Origin of the sequence: Bradyrhizobium sp. HKCCYLS3077, from assembly GCF_051167555.1 — a bacterium.
Classification (GTDB): Bacteria; Pseudomonadota; Alphaproteobacteria; order Rhizobiales; family Xanthobacteraceae; genus Bradyrhizobium.
This window is the reverse complement of the sequence record NZ_JBNPTH010000005.1, coordinates 598,081-614,190: the sequence shown is the minus strand read 5'-3', so window position 1 is coordinate 614,190 and position 16,110 is coordinate 598,081. Positions and strand designations below refer to the sequence as shown.

General features: G+C 66.3%; 15 protein-coding genes. 7 read left to right on the top strand and 8 right to left on the bottom strand.

Going from position 1 to position 16,110, the window contains the following annotated elements:
• Positions 1 to 107: 107 nt before the first annotated feature.
• A complete protein-coding gene (locus ACQR0Z_RS23295) occupies positions 108 to 1,256 on the top strand; it encodes an AI-2E family transporter (protein WP_434920186.1) in 1,149 nt (382 codons plus the stop codon).
• Between the two features lie 12 nt (positions 1,257 to 1,268).
• Here the strand turns inward: ACQR0Z_RS23295 and ACQR0Z_RS23290 are convergent, their stop codons facing one another.
• From ACQR0Z_RS23290 to ACQR0Z_RS23275, 4 genes are all read right to left on the bottom strand, one after another.
• Positions 1,269 to 2,438 (bottom strand): M20 aminoacylase family protein, encoded by a 1,170-nt coding sequence (locus ACQR0Z_RS23290; protein ID WP_434920185.1) that lies wholly within the window; start codon positions 2,436 to 2,438, stop codon positions 1,269 to 1,271.
• 123 nt (positions 2,439 to 2,561) lie between these two features.
• Entirely contained in the window at positions 2,562 to 3,110 is a 549-nt protein-coding gene (locus ACQR0Z_RS23285; protein WP_434920184.1) for an HD domain-containing protein, read from the bottom strand.
• Between the two features lie 18 nt (positions 3,111 to 3,128).
• Entirely contained in the window at positions 3,129 to 3,431 is a 303-nt protein-coding gene (locus ACQR0Z_RS23280; RefSeq protein WP_434920183.1) for an antibiotic biosynthesis monooxygenase family protein, read from the bottom strand.
• Positions 3,432 to 3,501: 70 nt separating this feature from the next.
• Positions 3,502 to 4,731, bottom strand: coding sequence for a diguanylate cyclase (locus tag ACQR0Z_RS23275; RefSeq protein WP_434859190.1), 1,230 nt, complete (start codon positions 4,729 to 4,731; stop codon positions 3,502 to 3,504).
• 388 nt (positions 4,732 to 5,119) lie between these two features.
• Here ACQR0Z_RS23275 and ACQR0Z_RS23270 point away from each other — a divergent pair, with 388 nt between their 5' ends.
• Positions 5,120 to 7,201 (top strand): LamG-like jellyroll fold domain-containing protein, encoded by a 2,082-nt coding sequence (locus ACQR0Z_RS23270; RefSeq protein WP_434879850.1) that lies wholly within the window; start codon positions 5,120 to 5,122, stop codon positions 7,199 to 7,201.
• Positions 7,202 to 7,298: 97 nt separating this feature from the next.
• On the opposite strand, the gene rpsI is transcribed toward ACQR0Z_RS23270, so the two are convergent.
• From rpsI to ACQR0Z_RS23255, 3 genes are all read right to left on the bottom strand, one after another.
• Positions 7,299 to 7,781, bottom strand: a complete 483-nt coding sequence (rpsI, locus tag ACQR0Z_RS23265) for a 30S ribosomal protein S9 (RefSeq protein WP_006611043.1) — start codon at positions 7,779 to 7,781, stop codon at positions 7,299 to 7,301.
• A gap of 1 nt (position 7,782) precedes the next feature.
• Complete coding sequence (rplM, locus tag ACQR0Z_RS23260) at positions 7,783 to 8,247, bottom strand: 50S ribosomal protein L13 (RefSeq protein WP_008966110.1); 465 nt, start codon at positions 8,245 to 8,247, stop codon at positions 7,783 to 7,785.
• A gap of 158 nt (positions 8,248 to 8,405) precedes the next feature.
• On the bottom strand, positions 8,406 to 8,834 hold the full coding sequence (locus tag ACQR0Z_RS23255) for a PaaI family thioesterase (protein ID WP_434920182.1): 429 nt from the start codon (positions 8,832 to 8,834) through the stop codon (positions 8,406 to 8,408).
• A 97-nt stretch (positions 8,835 to 8,931) separates the two neighbouring features.
• On the opposite strand from ACQR0Z_RS23255, the gene ACQR0Z_RS23250 reads away from it, so the two are divergent.
• From ACQR0Z_RS23250 to ACQR0Z_RS23240, 3 genes are all read left to right on the top strand, one after another.
• Positions 8,932 to 9,753, top strand: coding sequence for an enoyl-CoA hydratase (locus ACQR0Z_RS23250; RefSeq protein ID WP_434920181.1), 822 nt, complete (start codon positions 8,932 to 8,934; stop codon positions 9,751 to 9,753).
• A 119-nt stretch (positions 9,754 to 9,872) separates the two neighbouring features.
• On the top strand, positions 9,873 to 10,457 hold the full coding sequence (locus tag ACQR0Z_RS23245) for a CoA-binding protein (protein ID WP_015666483.1): 585 nt from the start codon (positions 9,873 to 9,875) through the stop codon (positions 10,455 to 10,457).
• A gap of 228 nt (positions 10,458 to 10,685) precedes the next feature.
• The gene (locus tag ACQR0Z_RS23240; RefSeq protein WP_434859195.1) at positions 10,686 to 11,969 is read left to right on the top strand and encodes an O-acetylhomoserine aminocarboxypropyltransferase; all 1,284 of its coding nucleotides are present in this window, start codon (positions 10,686 to 10,688) and stop codon (positions 11,967 to 11,969) included.
• Positions 11,970 to 12,400: 431 nt separating this feature from the next.
• On the opposite strand, the gene ACQR0Z_RS23235 is transcribed toward ACQR0Z_RS23240, so the two are convergent.
• Positions 12,401 to 12,595 (bottom strand): hypothetical protein, encoded by a 195-nt coding sequence (locus ACQR0Z_RS23235; protein WP_434859196.1) that lies wholly within the window; start codon positions 12,593 to 12,595, stop codon positions 12,401 to 12,403.
• Positions 12,596 to 12,908: 313 nt separating this feature from the next.
• Between ACQR0Z_RS23235 and ACQR0Z_RS23230 the strand changes: the two genes are divergently transcribed.
• Positions 12,909 to 13,244, top strand: a complete 336-nt coding sequence (locus ACQR0Z_RS23230) for a hypothetical protein (RefSeq protein WP_434859197.1) — start codon at positions 12,909 to 12,911, stop codon at positions 13,242 to 13,244.
• Between the two features lie 78 nt (positions 13,245 to 13,322).
• Positions 13,323 to 16,061 (top strand): DEAD/DEAH box helicase family protein, encoded by a 2,739-nt coding sequence (locus tag ACQR0Z_RS23225; protein WP_434920180.1) that lies wholly within the window; start codon positions 13,323 to 13,325, stop codon positions 16,059 to 16,061.
• Positions 16,062 to 16,110: the final 49 nt, after the last annotated feature.

Genomic DNA, 16,110 nt, shown 5'->3' with positions numbered 1-16,110 from the left:
GGCAACCCCGCATGGCTTCCAGCCGATGAACGGTCACGCAAGCCTTTGCTTGATCCGCCAGCCGTTTTCGCCAATGTGTGGGGGCCGATCAGCACAGAGGACGCCGCATGACCGCCCCCGCCGACCCGCGCCTCCAGGACCGAACCGACCTGGCCTGGGCCATTGCCGTGGGCGGCATCGGGGTGATCCTGTTCACCGCGACGCTGGCCTTCAGCTGGTACTACGCTGCGGCGCTGTTCCTGCTGTTTTCCGGCATGCTGCTGGGCGTCGCCCTCAATGCCATGACCACCCTGCTCGGCCGCGTGCTGCCCTGGCCGCACCCGCTGCGGCTTGCGATCGTCTGCGTGGCGCTGGCGGCCCTGCTCGTCGGCATCGTCTTCCTCGGCGGCACCACCATCGCGGACCAGGCCAAGGTGCTCAGCGACACGATCAAGTCGCAGCTCGGCAACATCAAGGGCTTCCTCGACCGTAACGGCATCGACACCAGCTTCTTCGAGTTCAACGGCACCAACACGGCCACGGCGGCGCCGGATGGCGGGACGACGACCCCGACGCAATCGGCGTCGCACGGTCTGCCGGGAGGCCTGCCCTCGCCGAGCGCGCTGGCCTCATCCGGCGGCGCCATCGTCAGCCAGACCTTCAAACTGCTGCTCGGCACCGTCAGCGCCGTCGGCAACTTCTTCATCGTGCTGTTCCTAGGGCTGGCCTTTGCGGCACAGCCGTCGGTCTACCGCAGCGGCCTGCTGTTCCTGGCGCCGGCCAAATACCGCGACCAGGCCACGGTGATCATCGACCGCATCAGCTACACGCTGGAGCGCTGGCTGATCGCCCAGATCACGACGATGTTCGCGGTGTTCGTGGTCACCTGGATCGGACTCGCGATCATCGGCGTGCAGAGCTCGTTCATCCTCGGCATCCAGGCCGGGCTGCTCGCGTTCATCCCGACCGTCGGCGCGATCATCGCCGGCGTCATCGTGGTGCTGGCGAGCCTCGCCTCCGGATGGGTCGCGGCGGTCTCCGCCTTCGTGCTTTTCCTCGGCGTGCACGCCATGGAGAGCTACGTGCTGACGCCGCTGATCCAGCGCCAGGCGCTGGACATTCCGCCGGCCACGCTGTTCGCATTCCAGATCCTGCTCGGCATCGTGTTCGGCGTCTGGGGCCTCACCCTGGCGCTGCCGCTCATGGCGATCGCCAAGGTCATGATCGACTATTTCAAGAGCGACCGCCGCACCGAGGACGCCGCGGCCGCGATCTGAGGAACGCGCCGGTCAGCCGGCCGGCATCGCCGTTTCGACGAGCTTGGCCCAATAGCTGATCCCATGCGGGATCACCTCGTCGTTGAAATCGTATTCCGGGTGATGCACGCCGGCGCCATCGCCGATGCCCATGAAGACGAATGCGCCGGGCCGCGCCTGCAGCATATAGGCGAAATCCTCACCGCCGAGCCGAGGCGGCATGTCGGTCTTGACCTGGTCCGGCCCGACGACGCTGCGCGCAACGTCGGCGGCAAAAGCGGTCTGCTCGGCATGGTTGATCACGACCGGATAACCCCATTCGTAGTCGATCTCGACCTCCACGCCCATGCCGTTCGCGAGCCCCGTCACGACGCTCTTGAAGCGCTCGTCCATCAGGCGGCGCACCTCCTCGTCGAGCGTGCGCACGGTGCCGCCGATCACCGCCGTCTGCGGAATGATGTTGTCGGCCGAGGTGCCCGCGTGGAAGCGCGTGATCGACAGCACCGCGCTCTCGACCGGATCGACGTTGCGCGCCACGATCGACTGCAAGGCCGTGACGATCTGCGCGCCGGCGATGATCGGGTCGACGCATTTGTTCGGCCGCGCGGCGTGACCGCCGAGTCCCTTCAGGCGCACCTCGAAGGTGTCGGCCGCCGCCATCACGGCGCCCACGCGCGTCGAGACGTGCCCGAGCGGCATTCCCGGCGCGTTGTGCAGGCCGTAGACCTCCTCGATGCCGAAGCGCTCCATCAGCCCGTCCTCGACCATGGCGCGGCCGCCGGCCCCGCCCTCCTCAGCCGGCTGGAAGATGACGACGGCCGTGCCCGCGAAGTTGCGGGTCTCGGCGAGGTAGCGCGCGGCGCCGAGCAGCATCGCGGTGTGGCCGTCATGGCCGCAGGCGTGCATCCGGCCGGGGATGGTGGATTTGTGCGGGATGTCGCGGGTTTCCTGCAGCGGCAGCGCGTCCATGTCGGCGCGCAGGCCGATCACGCGCGACGACGGCTCCCGCCCGCGGATCACGCCGACGACGCCGGTGCGGCCGATGCCGGTCACGACCTCGTCGACGCCGAACGAGGTCAGCAGCTCGGCGACGCGCGCCGCCGTGCGATGCACCTCGTACTGCAACTCGGGATGCTGGTGAAAATCACGGCGCCAGACCGTGGCGTCCTGCGCCAGCTCGGCGGCGCGATTGATGATCGGCATGAGGGAGTTCCGGAAAATGAGGCGCGCGCCAGGACGGCGCGCATGTCGTCTCATTGCATGTCGCACGGCAGCAAAACGCAAGCGCTATCAGCACATGCAATCACTGCGCGGGCTGCATCCCGGCTAAGTCAGCAATTGCCTCAGCTCGCGCGCGAGGTTGGCCCGCGCCTGTCCGTCCAGCGCCGCGGCGAAGGCGGGATCGGGATAGATCACGGGCCGGCTCGCGAACCGCTCCAGCACGGCCGCGCGGCCGGCGCGATAGGCGTCGTCCGGCACATGGGCATATTCGCGCCGGATCGCGCGCGCATAAGCGTCGTAGGTCGCCTCGTCGGCGCCGAGAACCGCGAGGTCGATCGAGACCAGCAGCGCACCGCGGCGGTCGCCTGCGGGAACATCATGGGTTCGTGTCAGGCGGATCAGGCGGCCGACCTCGTCTCGCATGTCAGGCGCGACATGCTGCTCGGCGAGAACGGCGCTCTGTTCCTCATTATCGGACCGCGTGGGATCATAGACGACGTCGTGCCACCAGATCGCCTGGGTCAGGATCTCGCGGTCGCCGACACTGAGATCGGCGACGCGATCGAGCCGGGCAAGGCAGTCCTCGATATGACCGAGATCGTGGTAGTGCCGTCCCGGGGCGGTGTAGGCCGCAACCAGCTCGTCATGCGTCATGATCGCGGCTCGCGCTGCTCAGCCCGCCGAATTCAGCACCGTCTCGGTGTGCTCGACATCAGGAGGTGAGGCGAAATACTGGCCGACCAGGCCGCGCCATTCGGTGAAGTTCTCCGAGCCGCGGAAATCAACGGTGTGGTTCTCGAGCGTCTCCCACTTCACCATCAGCCGGTAGCGCTGCGGCTTCTCGATCGACTTGTGCAGCTCGAAACCGTGAAAGCCCTTGGATCGGCCGAAGGCGGCGCGCGCCTTGGCAACCGCGGCCTCGAAATCCTTTTCCGTGCCCGGCTTGACGTCGATCTGGGCGATTTCGGTGATCATGATCTGGCGGCCTCCCCTGATTGCTGGACCGTTTGTCTAGCCCAGACCAGGGGAGAGAGAAAGCCGCGCGTCAGCTGGAGATGGCCGCCTGCCCGGCTTGCGGCGCAGGCGTGGCCGTCGCGGCGGCCGCGCGCTGGCGGCGGTAGCGCTCCAGCGACAGCGGCAGCTCGGCGGAGGCTTCGACACGATTGCGCCCCGAGCGCTTGGCCTTGTAGAGCGCGGTATCGGCGGCGGCGAGCAGCACGTCGAGCTCGGTGCCGGCTGGGCCGCCGGCGACGCCGATGCTGACGGTGGTGTCGACCGGCTTTTCCTCGCACACCACGCCCGAGGCCGCGAACGCCTGGCGCACGCGCTCGGCCGCGACCATTGCCTCCTCGATCGAGCACGGCAGCAGCGCGGCGAATTCCTCGCCGCCGATCCGTCCCGAGATATCCGTCAGCCGCAGCTTGTCGACGACGACGTCGGCGAACACCTTGAGAACCTCGTCGCCCTCGGCATGGCCGAAGCGGTCGTTGATCGACTTGAAATGATCGATGTCGAAGATCAGCACGCTGACCGGCCGCTCGGCGCGCGCCTCGCGCTCGATCAGTTGCGCGCAGGCATCGGCAAAGCCGCGGCGGTTGAGCAGGCCGGTGAGCGGATCCGTCGTCGCCGCGCGCTTGTGCGCAGACACGATGCGCTCGGACACCAGCATGAAGATCACGAACACTGTGCCGACCGCATAGAGCACGAGTTCGATGGAGAAGATCGTGACCCAGGCGGCGGCGAAGGCGCCATCCGCATCGCGCAGCATGTTGCCGAGCAGGATCGGCAGCATCAGCACGAAGCCGTGCATCGCCGGCACGATCAGCGCCGGCCAGCGCCTGTGCAGCGTGCGCCGCCGCTCCTGCCAGAGTTCGGCCGCGGTGAGCATCGCATAGATCACGACGATCGCCGCACCGATGGTCAGCCGCAGCGCCTGCGCGGCGGGATCGAGCAGCATGCCGCTGGCGATCCAGACGGTGGCGCCGAGCGCGAGGCCTGCGACGCTCGGCGACTTGCCATGGAATACGCGCGCCGCATTCCACACCATCGCGGTGGCGATCAGGCCGATCGAGCTCAGGAGCAGCGAGATCACCTCGCCATAGCTGTCGGCGACCAGGGTCCACAGCGCGATCGCGACCGCGCCGAGGATGTAGGCAGCCCCCCACCAGCGCAGCGCCGGCGTGTTCTCCTGCCGTCCGAAATACAGCAACATGGCGCCAAGCAGCGCCGCGACCATTGTCGCTACGATGTCGAGCGTCATGCTGTCGAGCGCCATGCGTCACCTCGGTTGCTGCGGCCGTGCGGGGAACTCAGGGTTAGCGCGGCCTTAGTGCGATCAAGCTACCGGGTGGTCTGTTGGAAAGAGGTTTGCCTGGGATGCCAAGTTTTCTCGAAAAGCTCGACGCAACTCGCCGGCAAATTGCTGCGCAAAAATGCTGCAAACAGGATTCAAAACCGATGATGGCCCCCGTAAACGACACTCGCTGGGATTGCGCACCATCAGCCGCCGGTCATTGTTAGTTGAGTATGAAAGCGAGACATATGAACCATTTCACACCCGATTGCGGACGCTCATCGAAACGATAAGAAACTTTCTCAAATTTGAGATCATCTCTCCCTAACACGGCCCGACAGGGGCAAAGCGGCCACACGAGGGGACGAGAATGTCTTTCGACGACGATACAAACGACAAGAAATCCGCGGCAGATCATCCGGCTGGTGGCGTCGATCGCCGCACGCTGCTGCGCAACGCCATGGGCGTGTCGGCGCTCGGCCTCGGCGCCAGCATGCTGCCGGGCCAGGCGCAGGCGCACTGGCAATGGCGCATGCATCACCACCATCATCACGTCACCACCAGCTTCGCGCTCGCGGTGCTGCCGGATACGCAGTTCTATTCGCGCTATGCGACGTCGGAGGAAGGCCAGGCCTATCAGCGCCAATATGGCAGCACGCCCTACCCGGCGCAGACGCAGTTCATCGTCGACAATGCCGCGAAGTACCACATCCCGTTCACGATCCATCTCGGCGACGTCGTTGACCAGGTCAAGCATCCGCAGCAATGGGCGGTCGCCGACGCCGCGATGAAGTTGCTGGAGAACGCCGGCCGCCCCTACTCGGTGCTCGCCGGCAATCACGACGTGCTGCAGGCGCTTGAGTTCGAGACCGCGGCGAGCCAGGGCTCGGGCACCGACGCGCAGCGCGCCCCGTCCGAGCCGTATTTGTCCTGGTTCCCGGCCAGTCGCGCCGCCAAGCAGCGCACCTTCCTGGAGCGCCACCCGAGCGGCTGGCACGAGGCGCATGTGTTCCATGCCTGCGGCGTCAGCTTCATGGTGCTGTCGCTGTCCTGGCGCGCCTCGGACGATGCCATCGCCTGGGCGAACAGCATGATCGCGCGCTATCCGATGCTGCCTGTGATCCTCGCCAATCACCAGCTGCTCAACATCGCCAATGACGGTGTCAGCCCGCTCGAGGTGCCGTACGGCCAGTATCTCTGGGACAGGCTGATCCGCCGCAACGACCAGATCTTCATGACGCTCAACGGCCACTATCATGGCGGCGCGCATCTGACGAAGTTCAACGACTTCCACAATCCCGTGCATGAGATGGTCGTCGACTATCAGATGGCCTATCAGGGCGGCAACGGCCTGATGCGGCTGTACGAGTTCGACTTCACGAAGAACAGAATCGACGTCGCCTCGTTCTCGCCCTGGGTCGTACAAAAGCCGAAGAACAGCCTCAAGCAGTTCGATCGCGCCTGGCTGTCCGACGACAACCACGAATTCACCATCGAGATCGACTTCCAGCGCCGCTTCTCGCGCTTCACCCGCTTCTGCCATCTCCCGGCGTTCGCCGGCACGCCGATCCTGCCGCGCGTCAAGCAGGACCTCTACGCCAACTACACCGAACAGCCCGAGCCAGCGGTGGTGCCGCCCGCGAACGAGCAGGACTACCCGCTGATCGCCGAAACCGTGGCGCATTGGCGCATCGCGTCGTCAGCGATCGGCAAGGCCGTCGCCGCCGGCACCGCGCTGCCAGACCTGACCTCGGGCAATCCGATGCAACGCGCCGCGCTCGCCGGTGCCGCTCAAGCGGCCGACGTCGTCTTCACCGCCGACAAGCACCGCCTGTCGTCGGCGCCGGGCAGCGTGCAGTTCCTCAACACCACCAAGCAGGGCGGCGGCCGCTTCAGCTGGTTCACGACAGCGGCCAATGCGCCGATCAACGCGGCGACCTTTGCCAAGGGCTACACCGTCGAGGCCTTCATCAAGATCGATCCGAACTGGAAGGCCGCGGATCACGCCTGGTGCAACATCCTGACCCGCTTCGGCAACCGCGGCTGGCTGCCGAACTATGCCGGCGGCGATCCGGAATCGCCGCCGATCCTGTTCGCGATATCGAACCTGCGCGAGGTGCAGTGGGAGATCGTGCCGTCGAGCGCGACCAGCCAGCCGCAGACCGACTGGTCCGGCGAGATCATGCTCAACACCTGGTATCACCTCGCGATCGTCAACGATCCCAAAGACAATTCGACCGTGCTCTACATCGAGGGCGCGCCGGTCGTGCGCAGCGTGATCGGCGGCAATGGCCTTGCCAGCGTCGCGGCGTCCCAGCCCTGGGCGCTCGGCTGCGGCTGGTGGGATCGCGCGCCGTCGGACGGCTTCATCGGCAGCATCGGCGAGGTGCGTGTCGTCTCGAAGCCGTTGGCGCCGAACCAGTGGCTGACCGCGCGCCGCGCCAGCGCCTGATCTCAAAAGCGTCGCACAAAGCAAAACGGGCGCCCGCGAGGGCGCCCGTTCGTATTGGAGACCAGCTGATCCGGCACAAGCCGGATCGCCTGGGAGATCAGCGCTTCGAGAACTGGAAGGAGCGGCGGGCCTTGGCCTTGCCGTACTTCTTGCGCTCGACGACGCGCGAGTCGCGGGTCAGGAAGCCGCCCTTCTTGAGGACGCTGCGCAGCTCCGGCTCGAAGTTCGTCAGCGCCTTGGACAGGCCGTGACGGACCGCGCCGGCCTGGCCGGACAGACCGCCGCCGGCGACCGTGCAGATCACGTCGTACTGGCCCTTGCGGGCGGCGACGACCATCGGCTGCTCGATCATCATGCGCAGCACCGGACGGGCGAAGTAGACTTCGATGTCGCGGGTGTTGACGGTGACCTTGCCGGAGCCCGGCTTGATCCAGACGCGGGCGACCGCGTCCTTGCGCTTGCCGGTGGCATAGGCGCGGCCGAACTTGTCGACCTTCTTCTCATACTTCGGAGCGTCGGGAGCGGTGACGGCGCCCTTGAGCTGCGACAGCTGATCGAGAGACTGGATGCTTTCGGCCATCTTATGCGGCCCTCGTGTTCTTGCGGTTCAACTTCGCGATGTCGATCTTCTCGGGGTTCTGCGCCTCGTGCGGATGATCAGGTCCGCCATAGACACGCAGATTGCCCATCTGCACGCGGCCGAGCGGGCCACGCGGGATCATGCGCTCGACGGCCTTCTCGAGCACGCGCTCCGGAAAGCGGCCCTCGAGGATCTGGCGCGCGGTGCGCTCCTTGACGTGACCGACGAAGCCGGTGTGCTTGTAATACGTCTTCTGCTCGCGCTTGCGGCCGGTGAACACGGCGTGCTTGGCGTTGACGATGATGACGTTGTCGCCGCAATCGACATGCGGGGTGTAGATCGGGAGGTGCTTGCCGCGCAGCCGCATGGCGACCAGCGTGGCGAGACGGCCGACGACCAGACCCTTGGCGTCGATCACGACCCACTTCTTCTGGACCTCGGCCGGCTTTGCCGAAAAGGTTTTCATGAGAGATATCCGTGACAGGGAGAATGCGGCGCGGATGACGCGCCGAACTGGTCGCAGCTTCTAGAGAAGCGCCCCGCTTTCGTCAACGCCACCGAAGCAAAATTCCTGCAATGAAACCAGCCACTTGCAAATATGGTGCAATAATACCCTCGAAAAGCTCACGCATTCGGAATGGAATAGGTGGCCGTGACATGAGCGATGGGATCGGGGGATTCCCCTGACAGCAGAGTGACTTCGCCTACGGCCAGCCGCTTGCCGAGCTTGAGCAGCCGCGCCTCGGCCAGCACGTCGGCCCCGGCGGCGCCCTTGCGCAGGAAGTTGATGTTGAGATTCGTGGTCACGGCGAGCCCGACCGGGCCGATCGCCGACAGCAGCACGACGTACATCGCGAAATCGGCCAGCGCCATCAGCGTCGGCCCGGACACGGTTCCGCCGGGACGCAGCATGCGCTCGTTGAAGCGCTGCCGCAGCACGCAGCTCTTGCCGTCCGCACTTTCGATCGCGATGTCTCCGCCGGTCCGGAACGCTTGCGGAAATTCCGCGTGCAGGAACGCCTCCAGCTCCGAAATGGTCATCTTGGCCGTCATGTCTCCCCCTGCTTTGTGTCGTTGCCTTCTGTTACATTAGCCGCCAACACGCGCCCATACGGAAAACGCCAAAGGGAAACCCATAAGGGAAATCGGAATGTCCGCCCCTGCCCTCGCCCATTCTGCCGACGCGCCGATCCTGTTGCGCGAGATGGCCGGCTCCGTCGCCGTGCTGACCTTGAACCGGCCGGCCCAGCGCAACAGCCTGTCGGAGGCGCTGATCGCCGAGTTGCACCAGGCGCTCGCCGAGATCGGCGCCGACAAGGCGGTTCGCGCCGTGGTCATCGCCGCCAACGGTCCGGCCTTCTGTGCCGGCCACGACCTGAAGGAGCTCACCGCCCGCAGGGCCGATGCCGATCGCGGCCGCGCCTTCTTCGCCGGGCTGATGAATGCCTGCAGCGCGATGATGCAGGCGATCGTGCAGCTGCCGAAGCCCGTGATCGCCTCGGTGCAGGGCATCGCCACCGCCGCCGGCTGCCAACTGGTCGCAAGCTGCGATCTCGCCGTTGCCTCCGAGCGCGCCTCCTTCGCGACGCCCGGCGTCGATATCGGCCTGTTCTGCTCGACGCCGATGGTGGCACTGTCGCGCAACGTCAGCGCTAAGCAGGCCATGGAGATGCTGCTGACCGGCGAGCCGGTTCCGGCTCCGCGCGCCCGCGAGATCGGACTGATCAATCGCGTGGTGACGCCCGGCTCGGAACGCGACACCGCGATTGCGCTGGCACAACAAGTCGCGCGCAAATCCGCGCATACGATCAAGCTCGGCAAGGAGGCGTTCTACCGCCAGGCCGAGATGAACCTTGCCGACGCCTATCGTTATGCGGCAGAGGTGATGACCGAAAACATGCTCGCCCGCGACGCGGAAGAAGGCATCGGCGCCTTCATCGAGAAGCGGACACCGACCTGGCGGGATGAGTGATCGCTCTCCGCTCTCTCCTCCGTCATTGCGAGCGCAGCGAAGCAATCCAGAGTCCCACCCGAGCCCCTGGATTGCTTCGCTGCGCTCGCAATGACGATAACTCACAGAAGCGCACGCCCATGAATCACGACACCTATCCCGACGACTACATCCGCAGCATCCTCAACGGCGTGAAGGTGATCGCGATGGTCGGCGCATCGCCGTCCGAGATCCGGCCGAGCTTCTTCGCCTTCAAATATCTGGTGCAGCGCGGCTACGACATGATCCCGGTGAATCCCGGCCATGTCGGCAAGAGCCTGATGGGCCGGCCCTTCGTCGCCTCGCTGGCCGACATCGGCCGCCCGCTCGACATGGTCGACATCTTCCGAAGCTCCCAGCACATCATGCCCGTCGTCGACGAGGCGCTGAAGCTGTCGCCGCTGCCGAAGGTGATCTGGATGCAGCTCGGCGCGCGCGACGATGCCGCGGCCGAGAAGGCCGAGGCCGCCGGCATGAAGGTGGTCATGAACCGCTGCCCCAAGATTGAATATGGCCGGCTGTCCTCGGAGATCTCCTGGATGGGCGTCAACTCCCGCACCATCAGCGCCAAGCGCGCACCGATCCCCACGCAAGGCATGCGCCTGTCTCTGAACCGCACCAGCGTCGGCGGCGGCGCCACGACGGCGGCCGACCGTGCCGCGAAGGACAGAAGCGATCCGACCTGACGCATTTGCGAAAGGAACGTGTCGCGACCGCCGCGCGACACAGCAACGCATTCCAAATCGGAGATGACATCGCCTGCCGCCTTGACGGCATCCCGGCCGCTGGCAAATGTCCTCCGCCGGGATGACGCGGAGGCGCACGACGACGCGCTATCGACACCGTCTCCCATCATCGATCCCCGTGCCGGCCGGCGCCGCCGCGCGCGGGATCCAAGCCCACGAGGAAACACCATGACCGAACGTGCCCCCGGATTCGCCACCCTCGCCATTCATGCCGGCGCCCAGCCCGACCCGACCACCGGCGCCCGGGCGACGCCGATCTATCAGACCACGTCGTTCGTCTTCAACGACGCCGACCACGCCGCCTCGCTGTTCGGCCTGCAGGCGTTCGGCAACATCTACACCCGCATCGGCAACCCGACCAACGCGGTGCTCGAGGAGCGCGTCGCCGCGCTCGAGGGCGGCACGGCCGCGCTTGCCGTCGCCTCGGGCCACGCCGCCCAGGTCGTGGCGCTGCAGCAGCTGCTGTCGCCCGGCGACGAGTTCATCGCCGCGCGCAAGCTTTATGGCGGCTCGATCAACCAGTTCACGCATTCGTTCAAGAGCTTCGGCTGGAACGTGGTGTGGGCCGACACCGATGACGTCGCGAGCTTCGAGGCCGCGGTGAGCCCGCGCACCAAGGCGATCTTCATCGAATCCATCGCCAATCCCGGCGGCACCATCACCGACATCGAGGCGATCGCGCAGGTCGCGCGCAAGGCGGGCGTGCCGCTGATCGTCGACAACACGCTCGCCTCGCCCTATCTGATCCGCCCGATCGATCACGGCGCCGACATCGTGCTGCACTCGCTGACCAAGTTCCTCGGCGGCCACGGCAACTCGATCGGCGGCATCATCGTCGACGCCGGCACCTTCGACTGGGCCGGCAGCGGCGACAAATATCCGATGCTGACGCAGCCGCGCCCCGAATATCACGGCATCCGCATCCACGAGACCTTCGGCAATTTCGCCTTCGCGATCGCCTGCCGCGTGCTCGGCCTGCGCGATTTGGGTCCGGCGCTGTCGCCGTTCAACGCGTTCCTGATTCTCACCGGCATCGAGACCTTGCCGCTGCGCGTGCAGAAGCACAGCGACAATGCCAAGGCGGTCGCCGAATATCTCAGCAAGCATCCGGCGGTCGCCTCCGTCAGCTATGCCGGCCTGCCCGAGGACAAGTACCACGCGCTCGCCCGCAAATATTCGCCGAAGGGCGCCGGCGCCGTGTTCACTTTCTCGCTCAAGGGCGGCTACGACGCCGGCGTCAAGCTGGTGTCGAATTTGAAGCTGTTCTCGCATCTCGCCAATGTCGGCGACACCCGCTCGCTGGTGATTCACCCCGCCTCGACGACGCACAGCCAGCTCGACGACGCCTCGAAGATCAAGGCCGGCGCCGGCCCCGACATCGTCCGCATCTCCGTCGGCATCGAGGACAAGGAAGACCTCATCGCCGACCTCGAGCAGGCGCTGAACGCGTAAGCAGCGAACCACGCGTTGAACTGACGTATGCGCCGCAAGCGTCTGTCACCAGCGCTTGCGGCCGTCCTTCGAGACGCCCGCCTCCGGCGGGCTCCTCAGGACGAGGTCCGAGTTTGCGGCGACGTTGCAAATCTCAGCCCTCCGACCGGGGGCCTCTCAATGAACACGCCTCTCGGCGTGTTCATTGTCGGGGGTGCAGTGCCGCCCCGGCTTTCGACCCTCATGGTGAGGAGCGCCTCTTGGCGCGTCTCGAACCATGAGGCCACCGCTCCCGCAACGTCCACCATCGGGCCACACTGGCGCTATCGCGCGAGAGCTTCGCCCAAAAACAAAGAGAGCGCGGGCAGCCCCCCTGGGCTTCCGCGCTCTCCTTCGTCCCACGGTCGGGCCGTTGCCGGCTTCTCGAACCGCGCCCTCGTTAACTCATCGCCTCATGTCATCTGGTGCAGCATCCGCGCATGCATCTGCCCTGCGAGCGGCAGCGCCGTCGCCGCGATCTGCCGGCTGACCGCCAGCGCCCGCAGGCAGGCTCCGTCCTCATCGATGGCAGCATGATCGGTATGGAATGAGCCTGTCCGTGATTGCGAATGTTGGCGCGCCGACGCGCAAAACGGGATCACCGACATGCTCGAAACCTTCTGGTCTGAGACTCTGATGAAATGCAGCAGAGATTCTGTCCCGAACGCGGACCTCCGGCCCTTCGTTCCGCCAGCCTTCAAAATCGCCGGCGGCCGTAAACTTGCACCAGCAGATGTTAACAGAAGCTGAAAAAGCCCGTCCTTCTACGGGCGATTGCAGCCCGGATTCGAGCCGGGAAAGTTTTCGTTAACCATAAAAGCCCCATCCTACCGTCCATGGAATCGCGCGGCACCCGACGTCGCGGGCGCCGGCCACGGCGACAGCGCGAGACTTGATGTGTTCAGAAGGCTGGAGAGCAGAATGCGTATGTTGGTCATCATGATGCTGCTGGCAGCCACCGCCGCGAATGGCGTCGTGCTCGCTGCCGACCTGCCTGGCATCCACGACAAGGTCGTCCACTACAAGGCCCGCCGCGCCGCCAAGGCCCCGCCGCCGGTCGTCGTCGTCAAGGACCAGGACTCGCTCATCTCCCCGATGCTGCCCTCGACGCCCCTGCTGCTCGGCCGCCAGGAACTCCCCGGCTATTACGGCCGCGCGTTCTCGTATGACTACCAGGGCCCGTATTACGGCGGCGAAGGCTACACGAACTACATGTTCCGGTTGCCCTATGCGTGCGGCGTGACGGGGTATTGCTGAGCGCGCGCCCTGCGGAATCCGCTCCTGCCAGCACCAAAGCCCCTTCCGGCGCAGCCCCGCTTCGCCTAGAAGTTGCTCATGGAGCCATCTGCCTTCCATCCGGAGGACAAGGCCCGGTCGCTGATCGACCGGCAGCTTGAGGCATGCGGCTGGCTGATCCAGTCCAAGGACGAGCTCAATCTCGGCGCCGGCCTCGGCGTCGCCGTCCGCGAATTTCAGACCGATTCCGGCCCCGTCGACTACGGCCTGTTCGTTGGGCGCAAACTCTGCGGCGTGATCGAGGCCAAGCCGGCAGGCACCACGCTGTCCGGCTTTGCCGAACAGGCCTCGCGCTACATCGCCAGCGTCCCCAAGCATCTGGTCCGGGCCGAAGGCCAGGTCCGGTTCGAATACGTCGCCTCCGGCACCGAGACCCTGTTCAGGGACCATGCCGACCCCGACCCGGCCTCGCGCCGCGTGTTCGCCTTCCACCGCCCGGAGACGCTGGAGCGCTGGCTCAAGGAGCCCGCCACCTTGCGCGGGCGGCTGCAGGCGATGCCGCCAGTCATCACCGACGGCTTGCGCGCCTGCCAGAGCGACGCGATCTCGGCGCTGGAAGCCTCGATGCGGCAGAACCGCGCCCGCGCGCTGGTGCAGATGGCGACCGGTGCCGGCAAGACCTTCACGGCCTGCACGCTGTCCTATCGCCTTCTCGCCCATGCCGGCTTCCGCCGCATCCTGTTCCTGGCCGACCGCGCCAACCTCGTGCGCCAGACCCGCGACGAATATCTCGCTTTTCGCCCGCCCGGCACCGGCCGCTCCTTCTCCGAAATCTACAACGTGCAGAAGCTCGGCGCCGCCGGCCTCGACAAGGACGCCCAGGTCGTCATCGCCACGATCCAGCGGGTCTATTCGGTCCTCACCGGCAAGGAGCTGGCCGAGGAGGAGGAAGAGGCCTCCTCTTTCGAAACCGCGCGCGCGGACACCGAGCGCCTCGTCGCCTACAATCCGGCGATCCCGATCGAGAGCTTCGACCTCGTCATCACGGATGAATGCCACCGCTCGATCTATGGCACCTGGCGCCAGGTGCTGGACTATTTCGACGCCTTCATCGTCGGCCTCACCGCGACGCCGGCGCTGCACACCCTCGGCTTCTTCGGCCGCAATCTGGTGGCGCAATACCCGTTCGAGCGCTCGGTGGTCGACGGCGTCAATGTCGGCTTCGACGTCTTCCGCATCAGGACCGAGATCGGCGAGCGCGGCAGCACGGTGAAATCCGGCTATGAGATCCCGGTGCGTGACAAGCGCACCCGCGCCCAGCGCTACGAGACGCTGGATGCCGACTTCACCTACACCGCCGCCCAGCTCGACCGCACGGTGCTCGCCACCAACCAGATCCGCACCGTGCTGGACGCCTATCGCAACGCGCTGTTCACCGAGCTGTTTCCCGGCCGCACCGAAGTGCCAAAGACCCTGATCTTCGCCAAGGACGATCACCACGCCGAGGAGATCACGACCATCGTCCGCGACGTCTTCGGCAAGGGCAACGACTTCGCCAAGAAGATCACCTACAAGACCGACGGCGCCGATCCCGAAGGCCTGATCCGCGCCTTCCGCAACGACTACAATCCGCGCATCGCCGTCACCGTCGACATGATCGCGACCGGCACCGACATCAGGCCGCTGGAGGTCGTGATCTTCCTGCGCGACGTCAAGTCCGAGCTGTATTTCGAGCAGATGAAGGGCCGCGGCGCCCGCATCATCTCGCCCGACAAGCTGCGCGAAGTCACGCCCGACGCCGACGCCAAGACCCGCTTCGTGCTGATCGATGCCGTCGGGGTCACCGAGAGCCTGAAGAGCGTGTCGCAGCCGCTGGAGCGGCAGCGCGCGGTCTCGTTCGACCGGCTGATCGACGACATCGCCGCCGGCCGCCGCGACGACGATGCCTTCGCCACCCTGGCCGGCCGGCTCGCCGCGCTCGACCGCCGCATCGGCGACAAGGACCGCGCGGCGATCGCCAAGGCAGCGAGCGGGCTCGACCTGCACGGCCTCGCCAGCCGCCTGCTCGACGCCATCGATCCCGACGTGCTGGCCACGCGCGTCTCGCCCGAAGCGCCCGAACCGGAGCAACAGAAGGTCCGCGACGCCGCCAAGGACGAGGCTGCCGCTGTGTTCGACGATCCGGCGCTGCGGCGCCTGTTGAAGGAGGTCAAGGCCGCCGCCGACATCCGCATCGACACCATCTCGGTCGACGCAGTCGTCTCCTCCGGCTGGGACGAAAAGAAGGCCACCGACACCGTCGCCCGCTTCCAGCGTTTCCTGACCGAGCGCCGCAACGAGCTGACCGCGCTGCAGATCCTGTATCATCTGCCCTACGCCCAGCGCCGCCTCACCTACGAGGCGGTCGACGAATTGCGCGAGGCGCTGAAGCGCCCGCCCTGGCTGCTGGAGCCGCCGGACATCTGGCGCGCCTACAAGCGGCTCGCCGCCGACAAGGTCCGCGGCAATCCGGCCGGCACGCTGGCTGACATCGTCATGCTCGTGCGCTATGCCATCGGCGAGGCCGAGTCGCTGGAGCCGCTGCCCTCCGTCATTGCCGGCCGCTTCAACCTCTGGCTCGGCCGCGAGGAGAAGGCGGGGCGCAGCTACAGCGACGCGCAACGCAACTGGCTGATGGCGATCCGCGACCATCTCGCCGTCAACATCGAGGTCAGGCCCGAGGATCTGATGGAAGCCCCCGAATTCACCGCCCGCGGCGGCATCATCCAGGCCCGTGCGCTGTTCGGCGCACGGCTGCCGGCGCTGCTGGATGAGATTACGGATGCGTTGGTGGCGTGATGGATGCGGCGGTGAAAGGACACAGGGCTGAGCTAGCCGACCAGCGGCC

What these genes read in the sequence shown, in the direction of transcription:
- ACQR0Z_RS23295 (WP_434920186.1), top strand. Translation starts at nt 108, where the DNA reads ATGACCGCCCCCGCCGACCCGCGCCTCCAGGACCGAACCGACCTGGCC.
- ACQR0Z_RS23290 (WP_434920185.1), bottom strand. Translation starts at nt 2,438, where the DNA reads ATGCCGATCATCAATCGCGCCGCCGAGCTGGCGCAGGACGCCACGGTC.
- ACQR0Z_RS23285 (WP_434920184.1), bottom strand. Translation starts at nt 3,110, where the DNA reads ATGACGCATGACGAGCTGGTTGCGGCCTACACCGCCCCGGGACGGCAC.
- ACQR0Z_RS23280 (WP_434920183.1), bottom strand. Translation starts at nt 3,431, where the DNA reads ATGATCACCGAAATCGCCCAGATCGACGTCAAGCCGGGCACGGAAAAG.
- ACQR0Z_RS23275 (WP_434859190.1), bottom strand. Translation starts at nt 4,731, where the DNA reads ATGGCGCTCGACAGCATGACGCTCGACATCGTAGCGACAATGGTCGCG.
- ACQR0Z_RS23270 (WP_434879850.1), top strand. Translation starts at nt 5,120, where the DNA reads ATGTCTTTCGACGACGATACAAACGACAAGAAATCCGCGGCAGATCAT.
- rpsI (WP_006611043.1), bottom strand. Translation starts at nt 7,781, where the DNA reads ATGGCCGAAAGCATCCAGTCTCTCGATCAGCTGTCGCAGCTCAAGGGC.
- rplM (WP_008966110.1), bottom strand. Translation starts at nt 8,247, where the DNA reads ATGAAAACCTTTTCGGCAAAGCCGGCCGAGGTCCAGAAGAAGTGGGTC.
- ACQR0Z_RS23255 (WP_434920182.1), bottom strand. Translation starts at nt 8,834, where the DNA reads ATGACGGCCAAGATGACCATTTCGGAGCTGGAGGCGTTCCTGCACGCG.
- ACQR0Z_RS23250 (WP_434920181.1), top strand. Translation starts at nt 8,932, where the DNA reads ATGTCCGCCCCTGCCCTCGCCCATTCTGCCGACGCGCCGATCCTGTTG.
- ACQR0Z_RS23245 (WP_015666483.1), top strand. Translation starts at nt 9,873, where the DNA reads ATGAATCACGACACCTATCCCGACGACTACATCCGCAGCATCCTCAAC.
- ACQR0Z_RS23240 (WP_434859195.1), top strand. Translation starts at nt 10,686, where the DNA reads ATGACCGAACGTGCCCCCGGATTCGCCACCCTCGCCATTCATGCCGGC.
- ACQR0Z_RS23235 (WP_434859196.1), bottom strand. Translation starts at nt 12,595, where the DNA reads ATGTCGGTGATCCCGTTTTGCGCGTCGGCGCGCCAACATTCGCAATCA.
- ACQR0Z_RS23230 (WP_434859197.1), top strand. Translation starts at nt 12,909, where the DNA reads ATGCGTATGTTGGTCATCATGATGCTGCTGGCAGCCACCGCCGCGAAT.
- ACQR0Z_RS23225 (WP_434920180.1), top strand. Translation starts at nt 13,323, where the DNA reads ATGGAGCCATCTGCCTTCCATCCGGAGGACAAGGCCCGGTCGCTGATC.